The organism is Streptomyces sp. NPDC059787 (assembly GCF_042732315.1).
GTDB lineage: Bacteria > Actinomycetota > Actinomycetes > Streptomycetales > Streptomycetaceae > Streptomyces > Streptomyces atrovirens.
Genome location: NZ_JBHWHX010000004.1, coordinates 173652 through 192052, shown reverse-complemented (window position 1 = coordinate 192052; position 18401 = coordinate 173652). Strand labels below are relative to the sequence as shown.

The window sequence follows — 18401 nt, the reverse complement described above, 5'->3', positions numbered from 1 at the left end:
TTGCATACCGGGGCGGGTGGCCCGTGGCTGGTCGCGCCCGCGCGGCGGAGCCGCATGTCGTCGCAGCCCCGCGCCCCTCAGGGGGTGTCACTGCGGCGTGTCGAGCGTGCCCTCGCGGCGCCGGGTGTCCGGGTACGGGAAAGGGCCCCTCCTCGAGCGGAGGGGCCCTTTTCAGGGTCAGCGCCAGCTGTGGGGGGCTCGGAAGCCCGGTTCGCGTTCCAGGCGGCGCCAGCCGGCCTTCGCCCGGCCCCGGTGGGCCGGAGCCGCCGGCTGGGCGGCGGCCCTGGCGAGCAGGATCGCCGTGATCGCGGCGACCTCCTCCGGCTCGGCGTGCCCCTTCTCGACGCGGATGTCAGGTGTGCTCATGGCGTGCGTCTCCCTTACTGCGGCGGGTTGCCGTGCTTGCGGGACGGCAGATCGGCGTGCTTGGTCTGCAGCATCGCCAGCGAACGGATCAGCACCTCACGGGTTTCGGCCGGGTCGATCACGTCGTCGACCAGACCGCGCTCGGCGGCGTAGTACGGGTGCATCAGCTCGGACTTGTACTCCTTGACCATGCGCGCCCGCATGGCGTCGGGGTCCTCGGCCTCGGCGATCTGACGCCGGAAGATGACGTTGGCCGCCCCCTCCGCGCCCATCACGGCGATCTCGTTCGTCGGCCAGGCGTACGTGAGGTCGGCGCCGATGGACTGGCTGTCCATGACGATGTACGCACCGCCGTACGCCTTGCGCAGGATCAGCGAGATCCGCGGCACGGTGGCGTTGCAGTACGCGTACAGCAGCTTCGCGCCGTGGCGGATGATGCCGCCGTGTTCCTGGTCGACGCCCGGGAGGAAGCCGGGGACGTCCAGGAAGGTGAGGATCGGGATGTTGAAGGCGTCGCACATCTGGACGAAGCGGGCGGCCTTCTCGGACGCCTCGATGTCCAGCACGCCCGCCAGCGACTGCGGCTGGTTGGCGACGATGCCGACGACCTGACCGTCCATCCGGGCCAGGGCGCAGATGATGTTGCGCGCCCAGCGCTCGTGGACCTCCAGGTACTCGCCGTCGTCGACGATCTCCTCGATGACCTTGGTCATGTCGTACGGCCGGTTGCCGTCGGCGGGGACCAGGTCGAGGAGGACGTCGCTGCGGCGGTCCGCGTCGTCGGCGCACTCCACGCGCGGCGGGTTCTCCCGGTTGTTCTGCGGGAGCAGGGAGAGGAGGTAGCGCACCTCGTGGATGCACGTCTCCTCGTCGTCGTAGGCGAAGTGGCAGACACCGGAGGTCTCGGCGTGCACGTCCGCGCCGCCCAGGCCGTTCTGGGTGATCTCCTCGCCGGTGACCGCCTTGACGACGTCCGGCCCGGTGATGAACATCTGCGAGGTGTCGCGGACCATGAACACGAAGTCGGTGAGGGCGGGGCTGTAGGCCGCGCCGCCCGCGCAGGGGCCGAGCATCACGCTGATCTGCGGGATGACGCCGGACGCCTTGGTGTTGCGCTGGAAGATGCCGCCGTACCCGGCGAGGGCGGAGACGCCCTCCTGGATGCGGGCGCCGGCGCCGTCGTTCAGGGAGACCAGCGGCGCCCCGGCCGCGATGGCCATGTCCATGATCTTGTGGATCTTGGTGGCGTGGGCCTCGCCCAGCGCGCCGCCGAAGATCCGGAAGTCATGGGCGTAGACGAAGACCGTACGGCCTTCCACCGTGCCCCAGCCGGTGATCACACCGTCCGTGTACGGCTTCTTCTCCTCCAGACCGAAGCCGGTGGCCCGGTGCCGGCGCAACTGCTCGACCTCGCGGAAGGACCCCGGGTCCAGCAGCAGTTCGATGCGCTCCCGCGCGGTCAGCTTGCCCTTGGCGTGCTGCGCCGCGGTCGCCTTCTCGCTCGGGCCGGCCAGTGCCTGGGCACGGATCTCGTGCAGTTCGGCCACGCGTCCGCGCGCGTCGGTCGGCTCACCCGGCGCCTCATCCAAAACGGTCATGTAGTGACCTTACGAAGCCGACCTGGAAATGCGAGCCGTCGACTCCTCACAGTCTCCGGGGTGTTTTCCTGGTACCCCTGAACAGAACCCCGGCGGCATGCAGCCGTTCCGACTGCTCAGAGGGCGTCCCCCTTGTAGGGGTCGCACAAAGAAGGCCCCTGAGAGTCACCTCACATTCATGTGAGGCGCATGCACCCGTTCGGGTCGGTCCGCTCATCCGGAGCGTAGCGGTGGCGGTGCTCCGCTCCCCGCCGGGGTCTCAGCCGAAGCGGTCGAGGAGCCTGCGGTAGAGGCCGGGTGCCAGGGCGCGCACCCGGGAGGGGAGGGCGAGCCAGGCGGGGATGTAGGTGTCGTCGCGGCCTTGGGAGACGGCGTTCCAGACGGCGGCCGCGACCCGGCCGGCCGAGGTGGGACGCGGGTGGGAGCGGCGGTACGGCGTGCCGCGGCGGGCGAAGAAGCCCGTCTCCACGGGGCCGGGCACGACGAGCGTCACCCCCACGCCCGTACCGCGCAGTTCCTGGCGGAGCGCCTCGGCGAACGCGGCGAGCCCGGCCTTGGCGGCGGAGTACACCGCCTCCTCCCGTACGCCGACCGAGCCGGCCACCGAGCCGACGAGCACCACCCGGCCGCCGCCGGCCGCCACCATCGCGGGCAGCACCTCCCGTACGAGGTGCAGCGTCGCGTTGAGGTCCAGGAACAGCACCCGGTCGATGTCGGTGTGCGGCATGGTCAGGAAGGGCCCGGCCCAGCCGATGCCGGCCCCCGCGACCAGCACGTCGATGCGTCCGGTCTCCCGCAGCGCGGCCTGTGCCAGCATCTTCGCCCCGTCCGGCGCGGCGAGGTCGGCGGGCAGCAGGACCGCCGAGGTGCCGGACGCCGTCTCCTCCAGCCGCCGCCGGTCCCGGCCGCTGAGCAGCAGCTGCCAGCCCCCGGCGGCGAAGCGCCGCGCGGTGGCCGCGCCGATGCCCGAGGAGGCGCCGGTGACGAGGGCGACGCGCCGGCCGGTGCGCGGCGGCGGCCCGTGGCCGCGCACCGCCGCCGGGGCGGAGGCCGCGGCACCGTGTGCGGGGTCCGCCGGGGGGTCGTAGGTGGAACCGGAGCCGGTGGTGGTCACGAGTCGGTCTCCCATGCGCTGTCGCTGCGGGTCCTCGGCATCCAGGACACCCCCACTCCGGTGCACCCCGCCAGCGCTGGAGCCCGTCCGCCCGGCCTCCTCCCGCCTCTGCCGACGGGCGGCGTCCGGGCTCACGGGGGCCGGCGCGCCGCGCCGCAGGACCACTCCTGCGGGCCGCGGGGTGCGGCCAGGCGGGCGTACGGCGGGTACGCGGCCGCGTGTGCCGGGATACGAAGGGGACACCCTTCCGTACCCGGTCCGTCCGACCCCGTGGCGAGGTCCCCATGCGTCTGCTGCTCGTCCACCCCAGCGCCCTGATGTACTCCGAGATCTTCCTCCGGCTCGAACCGCTGGGCCTGGAGCGGGTGGCGGGCGCCGCCCGCGAGGCCGGTCACGAGGTCCGGGTCGTCGACCTCCAGGTGCTGGGCGTGAACCGGCTGCGCGACGAGGTGCGGTCCTTCCGTCCGGAGGCGCTCGGCATCTCGCTCAACTACCTGGCGAACATCCCCGAGGCGATCGCGCTGGCCGCGCGGGTGAAGCGGGAGGTGCCGGGCTGCTTCGTGTTCCTCGGCGGGCACAGTGTCTCGTTCGTCGCCGAGGAGGTCGTCGAACAGGCGGAGGGCGCGGTCGACGCGGTGGTCCGCGGGGAGGGGGAGCCGGCGGTGGCCCCGCTGCTGGAGGCGGTGCGCGACGGCGGGGTGGAGGGTGTGCCGGGCGTCGTCACGGCGGCCGGACGCGGCCCCGCGCCGCTGATGCTGCACAGCATCGACGGACCGCTCCCGGCCCGCGATCTGATGCGCGGCCGGCGCCGCTACTTCATCGGCGAGCTCGACCCGTGCGCGTCCATCGAGTTCACCCGCGGCTGCCCCTGGGACTGCTCGTTCTGCTCGGCGTGGACGTTCTACGGCCGCAGCTACCGCAAGGCCTCGCCCGAGGCGGCGGCGGAGGACCTGGCCGGGGTCCGCGAGCCGAACGTGTTCATCGTGGACGACGTCGCGTTCATCCGGCCCGAGCACGGGAACGCCATCGCCGCGGAGGTGGAGCGGCGCGGCATCCGCAAGAAGTACTACCTGGAGACGCGCGCCGACGTCCTGCTGCGCCATCCCGAGGTGTTCGAGCGGTGGGCACGGCTGGGGCTGCGCTACATGTTCCTCGGCATGGAGGCGATCGACGCCGAGGGACTCGACCTGTACCGCAAGCGGGTCAGCCCGGACGAGAACCTGAAGGCTCTGGAGACGGCCCGCCGGCTCGGCATCAAGGTCGCGATCAATCTGATCGTGGATCCGGCCTGGGACGAGGAGCGCTTCCGCGTGGTGCGCGAGTTCGCGCTGGCGGTTCCGGAGATCGTGCACTTCACGGTGATGACGCCGTATCCGGGTACGGAGATCTGGCACACCGAGTCGCGCCGGCTCACCACCCGCGACTACCGCCTCTTCGACATCCAGCACGCGGTGGTGCCGACGACGCTGCCGCTGGAGCGCTTCTACGAGGAGCTGGTGCGCACCCAGGCGGTCATCAACCGCAAGCACCTGGGGGTGCGCACGGCGTTCGGCGCGGCGCGCGTGCTCGGCCGCAACCTGTTGCACGGGCAGACCAACTTCGCCCGCATGCTGTGGAAGTTCAACCAGGTCTACAACCCGCGCCGGCAGCTCGCCGACCACGCGCGGCCGGTGCGCCACGAGCTGCCGCTCCCCCAGCACCTCGACGTCGGCGACCGGCGCAAGCTGTACGTCCACACGCGGGAGGCGACGCGGGGCGCACCGACCGGCCGGACCCCGGACTAGCCGTCTGCCGGGGGCTGTTCCGTCATGGCGATCGCCGCCCTCGCCCCGCTCGCCGCCGGTGTGTGTTTCGCCGTCGCGGGGGTCCTGCAACGGTGGGCTGCGGCCACGCGGCCGGACGCGGAGGCGCTCACCGCGCGGCTTCCGGGGCGGCCGGCGCGGGATCCCCTGTGACCGTGCGGGATCGGGCCGGCCGTGGTGGCGTACGGATTCCGGTCGCCGGCGCCGGCGTTCGGGCCGCCGAGTCCGGTGCCGCCGCCGACCGTCGCCGAGCCGGTCCTCGCGGTCCCGCTGTCGGCGCGGCTGTACCGGCTGCGGCCGGGCCGGCGGGAGTGGTCCGGCACGCTCGCGGTGGCGGCGGGACTGGCGCCGGCGCTGCTCTCCGCCCGCACGGCGGCGGCCCCCGGGCGGCCGGCCCGCTGTCCTGGCTGTCGGCCGACCGCGCGGAGGACCGGCCGGAGCATGACGAGCCGGACGTACGGGGGGAGCGGCTCGACCCGCTCGCGTTCGCCCGGGAAGCAGACGGTCAGGTCGAGGGGTGTGCCGCCGGAGCCGTCGGGCAGGCGCTCCGGGAGGCGGGCGGCGCTCCGCGCGAAGTGCTCCCGGCACTTCGTCCGGCCGCCCGGCGTATCGCGCCGCACCGGTTCCACCAGGACCGCGACCGAGGACACGACCGGCGGATACCACTCGTCGCGGCGGCCCGATCGCGCCACTTTCACCAAACATGTTGAAAGTTAAAGAGAATAGGTCTACGGTGGACCTCGTCGGGTTAGTTGAACATTAAACCTCATTCCCCCAGGAGGAACACCATGGGCATCTTCGGCCGCAAGGACGACGAGACCGCCACCGCGACCACCACCACGGTGAACCCGGACCTGGCCGCGCTGACCGGCGAGTACACGATCGACCCCGCGCACTCCACGTTCGGCTTCGTCGCCCGGCACGCCATGGTCACCAACGTCAAGGGCAGCTTCCAGGATTTCACCGGCACGCTGCACCTGGACGGCACCGACCCGTCCAGGTCCACGGCCACCATCGACGTGGTGATGGACAGCATCGAGACCGGCAACGCCGACCGCGACGGCCACCTGAAGAGCGCCGACTTCTTCAAGACGGACGAGTTCCCGACGATGACCTTCCGCACCACCAAGGCGGAGGCCCTCGGCGGCGACGACTACCGCATCACCGGTGACCTGACCATCCTGGGCACCACCAAGCCGCTCACCATCGACCTGGAGTTCAACGGCGCCGCGAAGGACCCCTTCGGCAACGAGCGCGTCGGCTTCGAGGGCAAGGCGGAGATCCTGCGCTCCGAGTGGGGCCTGACCTGGAACGCGGCCCTGGAGACGGGTGGCGTCCTGGTCTCCGACAAGATCAAGCTGAACTTCGACATCTCGGCGATCAAGCAGGCGTGAGCCTCGCCGGCCCCTCGGGGCGACCGAGTTCACCACGGTGACGGCCCGGAGCCCGACAAGGCGTCCGGGCCGACGCCCGTCCGGCCGCCGTCCCTTCGGCGCGGGACGGCGGCGCCACGCGCTCGCGGCTGCCGGGTGGCGGGGGTGACGAGCGCGGACGCCGCGAGGCGGTACCCGCCCGGCGGCCGACGGCCCTCCCGCCGGAGGAGGGAAACCTTGTGCGGGTGGGTCGTCCGGTCCGCCCGCGACCGTCGGCGGCGGACGGCCGCCCGCCGTCGGGAACCGGTCCGGTGCCGTCGCCGGGCCTTCCGATCCCGTCGGCGAGGAGGCGAACACCGGTACCGCCGCCCCGGTCGGCCTCACGCCGGGAACCGGCGCGTTCGGCCGACGATCGGACCACTGTGCGACTCCCCGGCTCCCCGGCTCCCCGGCGCTCCGGCGCTGCGGCCCTCGCGGATTGTGATCACCGGCCACTTCAGCAAGCGCTTACCGAACCCGGCGGCGGACACCCCGTCACTCGTGTGACGCAAAGGTGCCGGACAGGGGCCTGCCCCGTCCCGTCCGCGTCAGAACCCTCCGCCGAAGTCCCCGCCGCCACCGAAGTCCCCGCCCCCGAAGCCGCCGCCTCCGCCGAAATCGCCGCCGAAGTCCCCGCCGTCGAAGTCGGCGCCCGAGACGTCGCCGCCCTCGTAGCCGCCGAAGTCGCCGTAGCCGGCTCCGTAGTCGGCCGCGTAGGCGGGGCCGGCCATCATGCCGCCGAGCATGGTGCCGACGAGCAGGCCGGGCAGCAGGCCGCCGCCGAAGTAGCCGCCGGCCCAGGGACCGTAGGCGGGGCCGGCGTCCCAGTAGGGGCGGCGCCCGTACTCGGTGTCGACCTCGCGGACGGCGGGGTCGAGGCCGTCGGCCAGCCGGGTCCGGTCGGCCGCGCACACCGGGACCTCGCGCTCGGCACCGCCCGGCGGCGTCCAGACGGCGTCGGCGACCGCGGGCCCGTGGCGCGGGTCGAAGAAGCAGGGCGGGCGGCGCTCCGGCAGCGGGCGCCCCTCACGCCGGGCGGCGAGGGAGGCGAGGGCGAAGCGGCCGTCCTCCACGGCCTGGGTGACGGCCCGGACGTCCTCCGGTTTGCGGGCCGCGGCCATGAACGACTTGGACTTCTCGTAGGCGTCCAGCGCGTGCGAGTAGTCCGCGCGCATCGCGTCGTCCGCGCCCCGTTCGCCGGGGTGGAAGTCGAGGCGGTCGAGTTCCTCGCCGAACGCGGTGATGTCCTCGTCCACCACCACCCGCAGCTTCTCCAGCGCGGCCCGCTGCTCCTCCTCGTGGCGCCGCCGGTTGCGGCGGGACACGGCGTAGATGCCCGCGCCGCCGGCCGCCGCCAGCGCTCCGACGGTGATCAGCCCGCCGACCGGGACGCCACTGCCGGACCCGTCGCTCCAGGAGTTCGGCGCGGAGCCGCCGGTGCTGCGCAGCGCGTTGTCGACGAAGTCGTTCAGCTGGGCCTTGGCGTCGCCGGTGCCCTGGACGGACTGGACCAGGTTCCGCACGCCCTGGCGGCTGAGCACGCTGCTGTCGGCGCGCGCGTCGAACTCGTCGCCGAGGCGGATACCGTACAGGCCGGTGACGCCGGTCTCGGTGCGCAGGTTCTGGAAGAGGTTCTGCGTCGGGTAGTCCGCCGGGAGGACCGTCACGAAGACGGGTGCGTCCGCGTCCTCGATCTTGTCGGCGAGGGCCTCGGCGTCGGACCTCGCCAGGATGTCCTGGGCCTCGGGGTCGACGTAGACGGGGCTCTCGCGCAGTTCGCGGGCGATCTCGGAGAGGTCCGTGGCCGCCTGCGCCCCGGGCACACCGGCTGTCAGGACCGCCAGCGCGGCGGCCACCGGCACGATCAGCAGGCGTATCAGACGTACGTGGATACGCGTCGGCGCGGCCTTCATACGTTCGAAAGTACCCAAATGGGCGATAAACAGACATCGGGCCCGGCGGGGATTCCGGTGCCGCCCCCGCCGGACCCGCCGGACCCGCGGGCCCGCCGTCCTCGGCGCTTCCTACGCGGCCGGTTCCACGCCGGCCCGCAGCAGCCCGTACGCGTACGCGTCCTCCAGCGCCTGCCAGGACGCGGCGATGACGTTGTCGGCGACGCCCACCGTCGACCACTCCCCCGCCCCGTCGGACGTGGAGATCAGGACGCGGGTGGTGGACTGGGTGCCGTGCTTGCCCTCCAGGATGCGGACCTTGTAGTCGACCAGCTCCAGCTTGGCGAGCTGCGGGTAGATCTTCTCCAGGGCGACGCGCAGGGCGCGGTCCAGGGCGTTGACCGGGCCGTTGCCCTCCGCGGTGGCGACGATGCGCTCGCTCTTGGCCCACAGCTTCACCGTGGCCTCGTTGGCGTGGGTGCCGTCGGGGCGGTCCTCGACGATCGCGCGCCAGGACTCGACGTCGAAGTACTTCAGCGGCCTGCCCTCGGCCTCCGCGCGGAGCAGCAGCTCGAAGGAGGCGTCGGCCGCCTCGTACGTGTAGCCCTTGAGCTCGCGCTCCTTGACCCGCTCGACGACCCGGCCGACCAGTTCGCGGTCGCCTCCGAGGTCGATGCCGAGTTCCTTGCCCTTGAGCTCGATGGAGGCGCGTCCGGCCATGTCGGAGACGAGCATCCGCATGGTGTTGCCGACCTGCTCGGGGTCGATGTGCTGGTAGAGGTCCGGGTCGACCTTGATCGCGGAGGCGTGCAGGCCCGCCTTGTGCGCGAAGGCGGAGACACCGACGTACGGCTGGTGCGTGGACGGGGTGAGGTTGACGACCTCGGCGATGGCGTGCGAGATGCGGGTCATCTCGCGCAGCCGGCCCTCGGGCAGGACCTGCTTGCCGTACTTCAGCTCCAGGGCGGCCACCACCGGGAACAGGTTGGCGTTGCCGACCCGCTCGCCGTAGCCGTTGGCGGTGCACTGGACGTGGGTGGCGCCCGCGTCGACGGCGGCGAGGGTGTTGGCGACCGCGCAGCCGGTGTCGTCCTGGGCGTGGATGCCGAGCCGGGCGCCGGTGTCGGCGAGCACGGTGGAGACCACGGCCTGGATCTGCGCCGGGAGCATGCCGCCGTTGGTGTCGCACAGGACGACCACGTCGGCGCCGGCCTCGGAGGCGGCGCGGACCACGGACTTCGCGTACTCGGGGTTGGCGCGGTAGCCGTCGAAGAAGTGCTCGCAGTCGACGAAGACCCGGCGGCCCTCCCCCTTGAGGAAGGAGACCGTGTCGCGGACCATCTCCAGGTTCTCGTCGAGGGTGGTGCGCAGGGCGAGCTCGACATGGCGGTCGTGGGACTTCGCGACCAGCGTGATCACCTGCGCGCCGGAGTCGAGGAGCGCCCTGACCTGGGGGTCCTTCGCGGCACTGCTGCCGGCGCGGCGGGTGGCGCCGAAGGCGACCAGCGTCGCGTGCCGGAACTCGATCTCCTGCTGGGCGCGGGCGAAGAACTCGGTGTCCCGCGGGTTCGCACCGGGCCAGCCGCCCTCGATGAAGCCCACGCCGAACTCGTCCAGGTGCCGTGCGATGGCGAGCTTGTCGGCGACCGTGAGGTTGATGCCCTCGCGCTGGGCGCCGTCGCGCAGGGTGGTGTCGAAGACGTGGAACGAGTCGTCGGGCTCGCTGGTTGCGGTCATGGTCTGAAGGCTCCTGAGTTGATCTCGGTCTACCGGAATGACCGGTTCCGCCGTTCCCCCATGGTCCCTCGCGCCCCGTTCCCGGCCGCGGGTGGGGCCAGGAAACAGAAAAACCTCTCGCGGGTGCGAGAGGTCTGCGCGCGGGTCGAGGACGACGGTGTCCGCCCGTACCGTGTCGTACGTGCGGTCACTGCGGACCGGCGCGCCTGCTGCCAATAATCGTGGCGAACGAGAGCACGGGGGCAGTCTGGCACAACCTGCCCCCGTGCTCACGATCCGTCTCAGGATGCGGGCGGTACGTGGTCGGCGCAGGCGACGGACGAAGACGTCCAGCAGGCCGTCGGTGTCGCCCGGCACCGGACCGGAGCCGGCGGAGGCGAAGGCGGCGTACCCGCCGTCGCGGCCGGCCTCGGCGACCCCGTACGCGCTCGGGCCGGCCGCGAACGTGACGTACCGCCCGTCCGCACCGATCTGCGGCGCGTGGGCGACCACGGAGTACTCGCTGCCGTCGTCGCGGACGCCGCCCCGCTCGACGGTGCCCCGGCGCAGGTCGCGCAGGAAGACGTCGACCCGCCCGTTGGTGTCCCCCGGCACCAGGCTGTCCGCGTCCGACTCGAAGACGACGTGACGGCCGTCACCGCTCACCGACGCCGTCCGCGAGTCCGCGGACGCCTGTGCACCGGTCACGGCGACGTTGACGCGCTCGGTCTCCCCCCGCGCCGGGGCGGCCGGCGCGGACAGTGCCGCCGTCACCACCACGGCCCCCGCGATCACCGCGGCGGACGCCCCCGCACGGCCCTCCGCACGTCTCCCCCGCTTCCCCGTGGACGCTCGTCCCCCGGCCCCGCGCCGAGGACTCGTCCGAGCCGATCGCATGGCCGGCCGACCGGTCGATCCGCCGATCCGAGTACGGCCCGGACAGGAGTTCAGACGTCCGCGAGGAGTGTCTCGGCGAGGAACTCTTCCACGTGGGCGAGCACTTGGGGCCGGCCCGTGCCGCGCAGGCCGATCGCCACATGGGTGGAGAGGCCGTCGAGCAGCGCGCGGAGACGGGCCGCGTAACGGTCCGGGTCGACCCGGCGGAACTCGCCCCGGGAGATGCCCTCGGCCAGCAGCGCCACCAGGTCGCGGTGCCAGGCACCCTCGATGGCGGCCTGCCGGTCGCGGGCGTCGGCTCCGGCGTTCTGCGAGCGGTTCCAGACCTCCAGCCACAGCGTCCAGTGCGGGTCGCGGTGGCCGCCCGGAACGTACAGACCGACGTAGGCGTCGAGGCGTTCGCGCGCGCTGCCGGGACGGGCGAGCAGCCGTGCGCGCTCGGCGCCGAGGCGGCCCTCGCTCCACTCCAGGGTGCGCAGCAGCAGCTCGTCCTTGGACCCGAAGTAGTAGATCAGGTGACCGCTGCTCATACCGACTTCCCGGCCGAGAGCCGCCATGGTCAGCTGTTCCAGGCCGCGTTCGGCGATCATCGCCATGGCGGCCGCGAGGACGTCCTCGCGAGGCGGCGCGGGGGTACGGCGGCGGGCGCTCACGCGGCGGCCTCCACGCGGACGGCGTCCGGGACGAGCCGGGTCTCGTAGCCGCTGGTGCGGTCGGCGGCCACGATCGCCGCCTCGGCCCCGCACGCGCGGACGTGGTTGGCCCCGGCCCGCCCGTCCGGACCGCAGCAGCCGATGAGACGGCGCGCGTCGGGGTGCGGGGCGAGGTCCACGACGTCCTCCGGGTGCGGCACGTACGTGCCGCGCGGCCCGGCCGGGACCAGGAAGCCCCGCTCGTCGGACATCCACATGCCGCCGGGCACGATCCCGTCGTACTCCTCGTCGGGGGCGGCCGGCTCGAACGGCGCCCCGAAGGGCAGTGGGCCGACCGCGTACGTCCCCCGCGGAACGCTCGGCGGGCCGTGCCGCCGGCCGTCCGGACCCTGGAGCCCGTCCCGGCCGGGGTACCCGGGCATCTCGTCGAGCCGGCGGACCGGCTCGGTCGGCCGCCGGCCGCAGGCCGCGCAGAGCAGTACGTTCACCCGTCTGTTCTACCCGACCGCCGTCTCCGGCTGCTGCTGGGTGATGCAGTGGATGCCGCCGCCGCCCGCGAAGACCGCCCGCGCGTCCACCGGCGTCACGGTCCGCCCGGGGAACAGCCGTTGGAAGATCCCGGCCGCGATCTCGTCCCGGGGGTCGTCGAAGCCGCAGAGCACCACGCCACCGTTGCAGAGGTAGTGGTTGATGTAGGAGTAGTCGGCCCAGTGCCCGTCGGCCTCCAGGACGGTCGGGGCGGGGACCTCGACGACCTCCAGGCGGCGGCCGCGCGCGTCCGTCTGCGACTTCAGCAGGCCGACGGTCTCCTTGGTGACCTCGTGGTCGGGGTGCGCCGGGTCGGGCTGCACATGGGCCACGACCACACCGGGGCGGGCGAAGGCCGCGACGATGTCCACATGGCCGAGGGTGCCGAAGCCGTGGGGGGGATAGTCGCCGGTGAGGCCGCGCGGCAGCCAGATCGCCTTGCGGGTGCCGAGGTGGGCGTGGATCTCCGCCTCGACCCGCTCGCGGGACCAGCCGGGGTTGCGCTCCGGGCCGAGCTGGACCGTCTCCGTGAGCAGCACCGTGCCCTCGCCGTCGACGTGGATCGCGCCGCCCTCGTTGACCAGTGGCGAGGCGTACGTCCGTGCCCCCGCGAGGTCCGAGACGTACGCGGCGATCTTCGCGTCGTGGTCCCAGCGGGCCCATTCCTGGGCGCCCCAGCCGTTGAACGTCCAGTCGACGGCCGCCAGCCGGCCCGCGCCGTCGGTGAGGAACGTGGGCCCGGTGTCCCGCATCCAGGCGTCGTCGAGGTCCCGCTCGACGGTGTCGATGCCGGGGCCGAGCAGCGCCCGCGCCCCGTCCGACTGGCCGGTGCCGCACACCACCGTCACCGGCTCGAAGCGGCGGACCGCGCGGGCCACCGACGCCCAGGCGGTCCGGGCGGCGTCCAGCTCGCCGGGGTCGGCGAAGGTGACGTTGGGGCCGGGCCAGGCCATCCAGGTGCGCTCGTGCGGGGTCCACTCGGCGGGCATGCGGAAGCCGTCGGACGCGGGTGTGTTCATGTGGGTCCTCAGAGGAAGTAGAGGCGGTTGAGGGAGACCGATTCGGCCGGCCGGGAGCTGAGCGGTTCCCCGTCGAGGGTGACGAGGCCGGTGCGCCGGTCGACGTCGACGGCCCCGGTACGGGAGTTGAGGCGTAGGTCCCCCGGGCCGATGCCGCGGGTGCCGCGCACGGCGACCCTGCGGCGCCGGGTCGGCATGGTGTCGCGGCCCTGGTCGAAGGCGGCCCGGGCGACGAAGGCGACCGAGAGGTCGGCGGGCGTGGCGCCGTACGCCCCGAACTGCGGTCCCAGGACGAGGGGTTCGCAGGTGTCGGTCGCCGCGTTGGGGTCGCCGACCACCCCGTACGCGGGGAAGCCGGCCTTGAGCACCAGCTGGGGTTTGGCGCCGAAGTACTCCGGCCGCCACAGCACGATGTCGGCGAGCTTGCCGGTCTCGATCGAGCCCACCTCGTGGGCGAGGCCGTGGGCGATCGCGGGGTTGATGGTCAGCTTGGCGATGTACCGCAGGACCCGCTCGTTGTCGTGGTCCTCGGGCGCACCGAACTCGGCCTTCATCTTCCCGGCCATGGCGAAGGTACGGCGGACCGTCTCGCCCGCGCGGCCCATGCCCTGCGCGTCTGAGGAGGTGATGCCGATGGCGCCCAGATCGTGCAGCACGTCCTCGGCGCCCATGGTCCCGGCGCGGATGCGGTCGCGGGCCATGGCCGCGTCGCCGGGCAGGTCGGTCTTGAGGTCGTGGACGGAGACGATCATGCCGTAGTGCTCGGCGACCGCGTCCCGGCCGAAGGGCAGGGTGGGGTTGGTGGAGGAGCCGATGACGTTCGGCACGCCCGCCATCTTCAGCACGTTGGGGACGTGTCCGCCGCCGCAGCCCTCGATGTGGAAGGCGTGAATGGTGCGCCCCTCCAGCACCCGCAGGGTGTCCTCGACCGACAGGCACTCGTTCAGGCCGTCGCTGTGCAGGGCGACCTGGACGTCCTGCTCCTCGGCGACCCGCAGCGCCGTGTCCAGGGCCCGGGTGTGGGCGCCCATGTCCTCGTGCACCTTGAAGCCGGACGCGCCGCCCTCGGCCAGCGCCTCGATCAGCGGCGCCTCGTGGGACGAGGAACCCCGGCCCAGGAAGCCGATGTTGACCGGCCAGGCGTCGAAGGCGCCGAAGGCGTGCCGCAGCGCCCAGGGCGAGTTGACGCCGACGCCCCAGACCGGGCCGAACTCCTGGCCGATGATCGTGGTGACCCCGGAGGCCAGCGACGCCTCCATGATGCGCGGCGACAGCAGATGGACGTGCGTGTCGACGGCTCCGGCGGTGGCGATCAGCCCCTCGCCGGAGACGATCGAGGTCCCCGTGCCGACCACGACGTCCACGCCGTCGAGGGTGTCGGGGTTCCCGGCCCGCCCGATCGAGCTGATCCGCCCCTCCCTGATCCCGATGGAGACCTTCCGGATCCCCAGCACCGCGTCGATCACCACCACGTTGCTGATGACGACGTCACAGGTCTCCCGTACGGCGGCGGCCTTCAGGTGCAGCCCGTCGCGGGCGGTCTTGCCGAAGCCGGCGAGGAACTCGTCGCCGTACCGCTGGGCGTCGGACTCGACGCGGACGGTCAGTCCGGAGTCGCCGAGCCGGACGCGGTCCCCGGCGCGCGGACCGTGGGTGGCCGCGTAGGCGTGGGGATCGACCCGGACGGACTCACTGATCTCGCGTCCCTTCGAGCGGCTCACCGCCCGCCTCCTTCAAACCCGTCGTGTGCGGCGCCGAGGTATCCGCAGGCCGCCGCCCGACGCAGCGCCTCCTCCTTGGCGCCCGGGGCGTCCAGCGGTCCGTCGACCAGTCCGGCGAAGCCGACGGCGACACGTGCGCCGCCCATCGGCACGAGTCCGACCTCACGGGTCTCGCCCGGTCCGAAGCGCACCGACGACCCGGCGGGCACGGCGAGCCGCATGCCGTAGGCGTCGGCACGCCGGAAGTCCAGGCGCGGGTTGGCCTCGAAGAAATGGAAGTGGGAGGTCACCGAGACGGGCACGGTGGTGGTGTTGGTGACCGTCAGCCGCACCACCGGCTCGGGCTCGGTGTGCCGCGGGCCGGGCAGCAGTGCTCCCGGGGCCCGCTCCCCCGGTCCGCCGCCGATCGGATCGGAGACGACCGCGAGCCGGGAGCCGTCGTCGAAGACCGCCTCGACGTGCACCTCGGTGACCACGTCCGCCACTCCGGGCAGCACGTCGTCGGGCCCGAGCACCGACCGGGCGCGCTCGACGGCCTCGGCGAGGCGCGCGCCGTCGCGGGCGGCCTCGCACACGGTGTCGGCGATCAGGGCCGTCGCCTCGGGGACGTTGAGCCGGAGTCCCCTGGCCCGGCGGGCCCGGGCCAGCTCGGCGGCCCCGAAGAGCAGCAGCCGGTCACGTTCCGTGGGGGTCAGTCTCACGACGCGGCACCTCCTTGCCTTCCCTCAGTTAGAGCAGCACTCTAAACGTGGAATTCCTGGAACGGAACCGTTGACGGCAACCGCGACCAGCCGTCACATTGAACGTCGCTCTAACACCATGCGGCCGTTCGGAGGAGACCAGTCATGCTGATGGAACAGCGCGGAGTCGACACCGTCCCCGAGGCGGAACGCACCAGCGGGCCGCGGGACCTCGTCTCGATCCTGCTGGGGTCCAACCTCTGTCTGGGCGTGATCGTCTTCGGCTGGCTGCCGCCGTCCTTCGGACTGGACTGGTGGTCGTCGGTCAGCTCGGTGATCGCGGGCACGGTCGTCGGCACGCTGTTCACCGCCCCGCTGGCGCTGGTCTCGCTGCGCACGGCGACCAACCTGTCCACCTCCTCCGGCGCCCAGTTCGGCGTGCGCGGGCGGCTGGTGGGCTCGGTGGTCGGGCTGCTGCTGGCGCTCGGGTACACCGCGCTGACCGTGTGGATCGGCGGGGACGTGATGGTGGGCGTGCTCGAACGGCTGGTCGGACTGCCGTCCGGCGAGGCGTCCTACACCGTCGTCTACGGGCTGCTCGCCGCGGCGACCGTGGCGGGCGCGGTCTACGGCTACCGGGTGCTCCTCGCGATGTCGCGGGTGCTGGCATTCGGCATGACGGCCCTGCTGGTCCTGGGCGTGATCGCCTACGCGCCCGACTTCACCACCGCCGCGCTGCCGGAGGCCGGCGGCTACCTGCTGGGCGGGTACTGGCCGACCTGGCTGCTGTCCGCGGTGGCGGCCGGGCTGTCCGGGCCGATCGCCTTCATCACCCTGCTCGGCGACTACACCCGCTACGTCTCCCCCGCCCGCTTCTCCCCCCGCCGGGTGCTGCGCGCGACCTGGCTGGGGCTGATGCTGGGTCTGCTGGTGCCGCAGCTGTTCGGCACCTTCACGGCGTACGCGGCGCGCGCCGCGCTGGACTACGCCGGTCCGCTGGTCGACGCCGCTCCCGGCTGGTACCTGGTGCCGCTGCTGCTGGCCGCCTCCGCGGGCTCGGTCGGCAACGCGGGTCTGATGCTCTACTCGATGGGCCTCGACCTGGACGCCATCGTGCCGCGCGCCTCCCGTGCGACGGCCACGTACGTCGTCGCCGTGGTCGCCACGGTCTGCGTGTTCACCGGGCACTACCTGTCGACGGCCCAGGACGCGATGACGTCGTTCGTGCTGCTGCTCACCGCGATCGGCACACCGTGGGCGGTGATCACACTGATCGGCTTCGTCCGCTGCGGCGGGGTGTACGACGCCGACGCGCTCCAGGTCTTCAACCGCCGCGCACGGGGCGGGATCTACTGGTACACCGCCGGCTGGAACATCCCGGCCACGGTCTCGTGGGCGGCGGGCGCGGTGGTCGGTGTGCTGGCGGTGGCACTGCCGTCGTACGAGGGTCCGCTGGTGGCGCTGACCGGCGGGGTGGACTGCAGCTTCCTGCTGTCGGGGGTGGTGGGAGGCGCGGCGTACGTGATGTCGGCTCCCGGAACCGTCGGAAGGAACCGGGGCACGACAACCCCCGCGGCCCGCCCGGCGTTCGAGGACGAGGCCGTCTAGGCCGAGAGGGGGTACGGGGGCGGAGCCCCCCGGGGAGGCCCGCCTCTTGACGGACCCGGTCGGGTGGTGGACGGGCAGGGGCCGGAGGCCCGGGGGCGGAGCCCCCGGCGACCCGCCGACGCCGGCGCCCTACGCCAGCCGGTGCATCCAGCCGTGCTTGTCCTCGGCCGTACCCCGCTGGATGTCCAGCAGCGCCCGTCGCAGGCGGAGGGTGACCTCGCCGGGCTCGCCACCGCTCTGCTGCCACTCGGCGCCCGCCCGCTTGACCGTGCCGACCGGGGTGATGACGGCCGCCGTACCACAGGCGAAGACCTCGGTGAGGGTGCCGTTCTCCGAGTCGCGCTGCCACTGCTCGACGGAGACGCGCTCCTCGACGGCCTCGTAGCCGAGGTCGCGGGCGACGCCCAGCAGGGAGTCACGGGTGACGCCCTCCAGGATGGAGCCGCTGAGGGTGGGGGTGACGATCTTGTCTCCGTACACGAAGTACAGGTTCATACCGCCCAGTTCCTCGACCCACCGGTGCTCGACCGCGTCGAGGTAGCAGACCTGGTCGCAGCCCTTGGCGGCGGCCTCGGCCTGGGCGAGCAGGGAGGCCGCGTAGTTGCCGCCGGTCTTGGCGTCGCCCATGCCGCCGGGGACGGCGCGGACGCGGTCCTCCGAGACCCAGATGGAGACGGGCTTCACGCCGCCCGGGAAGTAGGCGCCGGCCGGGGAGGCGATGACCAGGAACAGGTACTCGTTGGCGGGCTTCACACCCAGCCCGACCTCGGTCGCGATCATGAACGGGCGCAGGTAGAGGGACTCCTCGCCGCCGTGCGCCGGCACCCACGCCTTGTCCTGGTTGACGAGGGCGTCGCACGCCTCGATGAAGGTCTCGACCGGTAGCTCGGGCATCGCGAGGCGCCTGGCGGAGCGCTGGAAGCGCTCGGCGTTCTTCTCGGGACGGAAGGTGGCGACGGAGCCGTCGGGCTGCCGGTATGCCTTCAGACCCTCGAAGATCTCCTGCGCGTAGTGCAGGACGGTGGTCGCGGGGTCGAGGGAGATCGGCGCGTACGGGACGAGCTGGCCGTCGTGCCAGCCGCGGCCCTCGGTCCACTTGATCGTCACCATGTGATCGGTGAAGTGGCGGCCGAACCCGGGGTTGGTCAGGATCGCCTCGCGCTCTGCGTCCGAGAGCGGGTGCGCCGAGGGCTTGAGCTCGATCGTGGGCGTCGTCATGAGTGGTTGTCCTTCACCGGTTGTAGTGACGGGCCGCGCACACTCCCGTACGGCCGGTGGCCAGTACTAGGACGTCCGAGCATTCCCTCATTCCGCGGCTCCGCGTTCGATTATCGCCCGGAGGCGGCGGCGGAAGAAACAGGGTGAATGCGGCCCGGTGGTCGATGGTGGCACCCG

The 18401-nt window shown here is 72.8% G+C and carries 15 protein-coding genes; 3 read left to right on the top strand and 12 right to left on the bottom strand.

The window, feature by feature from the left end; genetic code table 11:
- Positions 1-177: 177 nt before the first annotated feature.
- The 3 genes from ACFV5H_RS05730 to ACFV5H_RS05720 all read right to left on the bottom strand — a co-directional run bounded on the left by ACFV5H_RS05730 (position 178) and on the right by ACFV5H_RS05720 (position 3078).
- Positions 178-366, bottom strand: a complete 189-nt coding sequence (locus ACFV5H_RS05730) for an acyl-CoA carboxylase subunit epsilon (RefSeq protein WP_073936439.1) — start codon at positions 364-366, stop codon at positions 178-180.
- 14 nt (positions 367-380) lie between these two features.
- Entirely contained in the window at positions 381-1964 is a 1584-nt protein-coding gene (locus tag ACFV5H_RS05725; protein WP_385059187.1) for an acyl-CoA carboxylase subunit beta, read from the bottom strand.
- 259 nt (positions 1965-2223) lie between these two features.
- Positions 2224-3078, bottom strand: coding sequence for an SDR family NAD(P)-dependent oxidoreductase (locus ACFV5H_RS05720; protein WP_385193119.1), 855 nt, complete (start codon positions 3076-3078; stop codon positions 2224-2226).
- Positions 3079-3362: 284 nt separating this feature from the next.
- Here ACFV5H_RS05720 and hpnR point away from each other — a divergent pair, with 284 nt between their 5' ends.
- Entirely contained in the window at positions 3363-4862 is a 1500-nt protein-coding gene (gene hpnR / locus ACFV5H_RS05715) for a hopanoid C-3 methylase HpnR (RefSeq protein WP_385059189.1), read from the top strand.
- Here the strand turns inward: hpnR and ACFV5H_RS05710 are convergent.
- Positions 4859-5530, bottom strand: coding sequence for a hypothetical protein (locus ACFV5H_RS05710; protein WP_385193046.1), 672 nt, complete (start codon positions 5528-5530; stop codon positions 4859-4861). The genes hpnR and ACFV5H_RS05710 overlap by 4 nt on opposite strands.
- A gap of 138 nt (positions 5531-5668) precedes the next feature.
- Between ACFV5H_RS05710 and ACFV5H_RS05705 the strand changes: the two genes are divergently transcribed.
- Positions 5669-6274, top strand: coding sequence for a YceI family protein (locus ACFV5H_RS05705; RefSeq protein ID WP_385059194.1), 606 nt, complete (start codon positions 5669-5671; stop codon positions 6272-6274).
- A 566-nt stretch (positions 6275-6840) separates the two neighbouring features.
- Here ACFV5H_RS05705 and ACFV5H_RS05700 read toward each other — a convergent pair.
- From ACFV5H_RS05700 to ureA, 7 genes are all read right to left on the bottom strand, one after another.
- Positions 6841-8205: a hypothetical protein gene (locus tag ACFV5H_RS05700; RefSeq protein WP_385052244.1), complete on the bottom strand. Its 1365-nt coding sequence runs from the start codon at positions 8203-8205 to the stop codon at positions 6841-6843.
- A gap of 111 nt (positions 8206-8316) precedes the next feature.
- Positions 8317-9921 (bottom strand): citramalate synthase, encoded by a 1605-nt coding sequence (gene cimA, locus ACFV5H_RS05695; protein WP_385052246.1) that lies wholly within the window; start codon positions 9919-9921, stop codon positions 8317-8319.
- Between the two features lie 926 nt (positions 9922-10847).
- Positions 10848-11450: a TetR/AcrR family transcriptional regulator gene (locus tag ACFV5H_RS05690; RefSeq protein WP_385193044.1), complete on the bottom strand. Its 603-nt coding sequence runs from the start codon at positions 11448-11450 to the stop codon at positions 10848-10850.
- On the bottom strand, positions 11447-11938 hold the full coding sequence (locus ACFV5H_RS05685; protein WP_385193041.1) for a hypothetical protein: 492 nt from the start codon (positions 11936-11938) through the stop codon (positions 11447-11449). The genes ACFV5H_RS05690 and ACFV5H_RS05685 overlap by 4 nt, the downstream gene beginning before the upstream one ends.
- 9 nt (positions 11939-11947) lie before the next feature.
- Positions 11948-12997, bottom strand: a complete 1050-nt coding sequence (locus ACFV5H_RS05680; RefSeq protein WP_385193038.1) for an agmatine/peptidylarginine deiminase — start codon at positions 12995-12997, stop codon at positions 11948-11950.
- Positions 12998-13005: 8 nt separating this feature from the next.
- The gene (locus tag ACFV5H_RS05675; RefSeq protein ID WP_385193036.1) at positions 13006-14718 is read right to left on the bottom strand and encodes an urease subunit alpha; all 1713 of its coding nucleotides are present in this window, start codon (positions 14716-14718) and stop codon (positions 13006-13008) included.
- Positions 14715-15419, bottom strand: coding sequence for an urease subunit gamma (ureA, locus tag ACFV5H_RS05670; RefSeq protein ID WP_385052257.1), 705 nt, complete (start codon positions 15417-15419; stop codon positions 14715-14717). Before ureA ends, ACFV5H_RS05675 begins: the two co-directional genes overlap by 4 nt.
- A 144-nt stretch (positions 15420-15563) precedes the next feature.
- Here ureA and ACFV5H_RS05665 point away from each other — a divergent pair, with 144 nt between their 5' ends.
- Positions 15564-17006, top strand: coding sequence for a cytosine permease (locus ACFV5H_RS05665; RefSeq protein ID WP_385193034.1), 1443 nt, complete (start codon positions 15564-15566; stop codon positions 17004-17006).
- A gap of 129 nt (positions 17007-17135) precedes the next feature.
- On the opposite strand, the gene ACFV5H_RS05660 is transcribed toward ACFV5H_RS05665, so the two are convergent.
- Positions 17136-18224, bottom strand: a complete 1089-nt coding sequence (locus ACFV5H_RS05660; protein ID WP_385052261.1) for a branched-chain amino acid aminotransferase — start codon at positions 18222-18224, stop codon at positions 17136-17138.
- Positions 18225-18401: the final 177 nt, after the last annotated feature.

Bases quoted from the DNA above. Each gene is read 5' to 3' on its own strand.
- ACFV5H_RS05730 (WP_073936439.1), bottom strand. From the start codon at position 366: ATGAGCACACCTGACATCCGCGTCGAGAAGGGGCACGCCGAGCCGGAG.
- ACFV5H_RS05725 (WP_385059187.1), bottom strand. From the start codon at position 1,964: ATGACCGTTTTGGATGAGGCGCCGGGTGAGCCGACCGACGCGCGCGGA.
- hpnR (WP_385059189.1), top strand. From the start codon at position 3,363: ATGCGTCTGCTGCTCGTCCACCCCAGCGCCCTGATGTACTCCGAGATC.
- ACFV5H_RS05705 (WP_385059194.1), top strand. From the start codon at position 5,669: ATGGGCATCTTCGGCCGCAAGGACGACGAGACCGCCACCGCGACCACC.
- ACFV5H_RS05700 (WP_385052244.1), bottom strand. From the start codon at position 8,205: ATGAAGGCCGCGCCGACGCGTATCCACGTACGTCTGATACGCCTGCTG.
- cimA (WP_385052246.1), bottom strand. From the start codon at position 9,921: ATGACCGCAACCAGCGAGCCCGACGACTCGTTCCACGTCTTCGACACC.
- ACFV5H_RS05680 (WP_385193038.1), bottom strand. From the start codon at position 12,997: ATGAACACACCCGCGTCCGACGGCTTCCGCATGCCCGCCGAGTGGACC.
- ACFV5H_RS05665 (WP_385193034.1), top strand. From the start codon at position 15,564: ATGCTGATGGAACAGCGCGGAGTCGACACCGTCCCCGAGGCGGAACGC.
- ACFV5H_RS05660 (WP_385052261.1), bottom strand. From the start codon at position 18,224: ATGACGACGCCCACGATCGAGCTCAAGCCCTCGGCGCACCCGCTCTCG.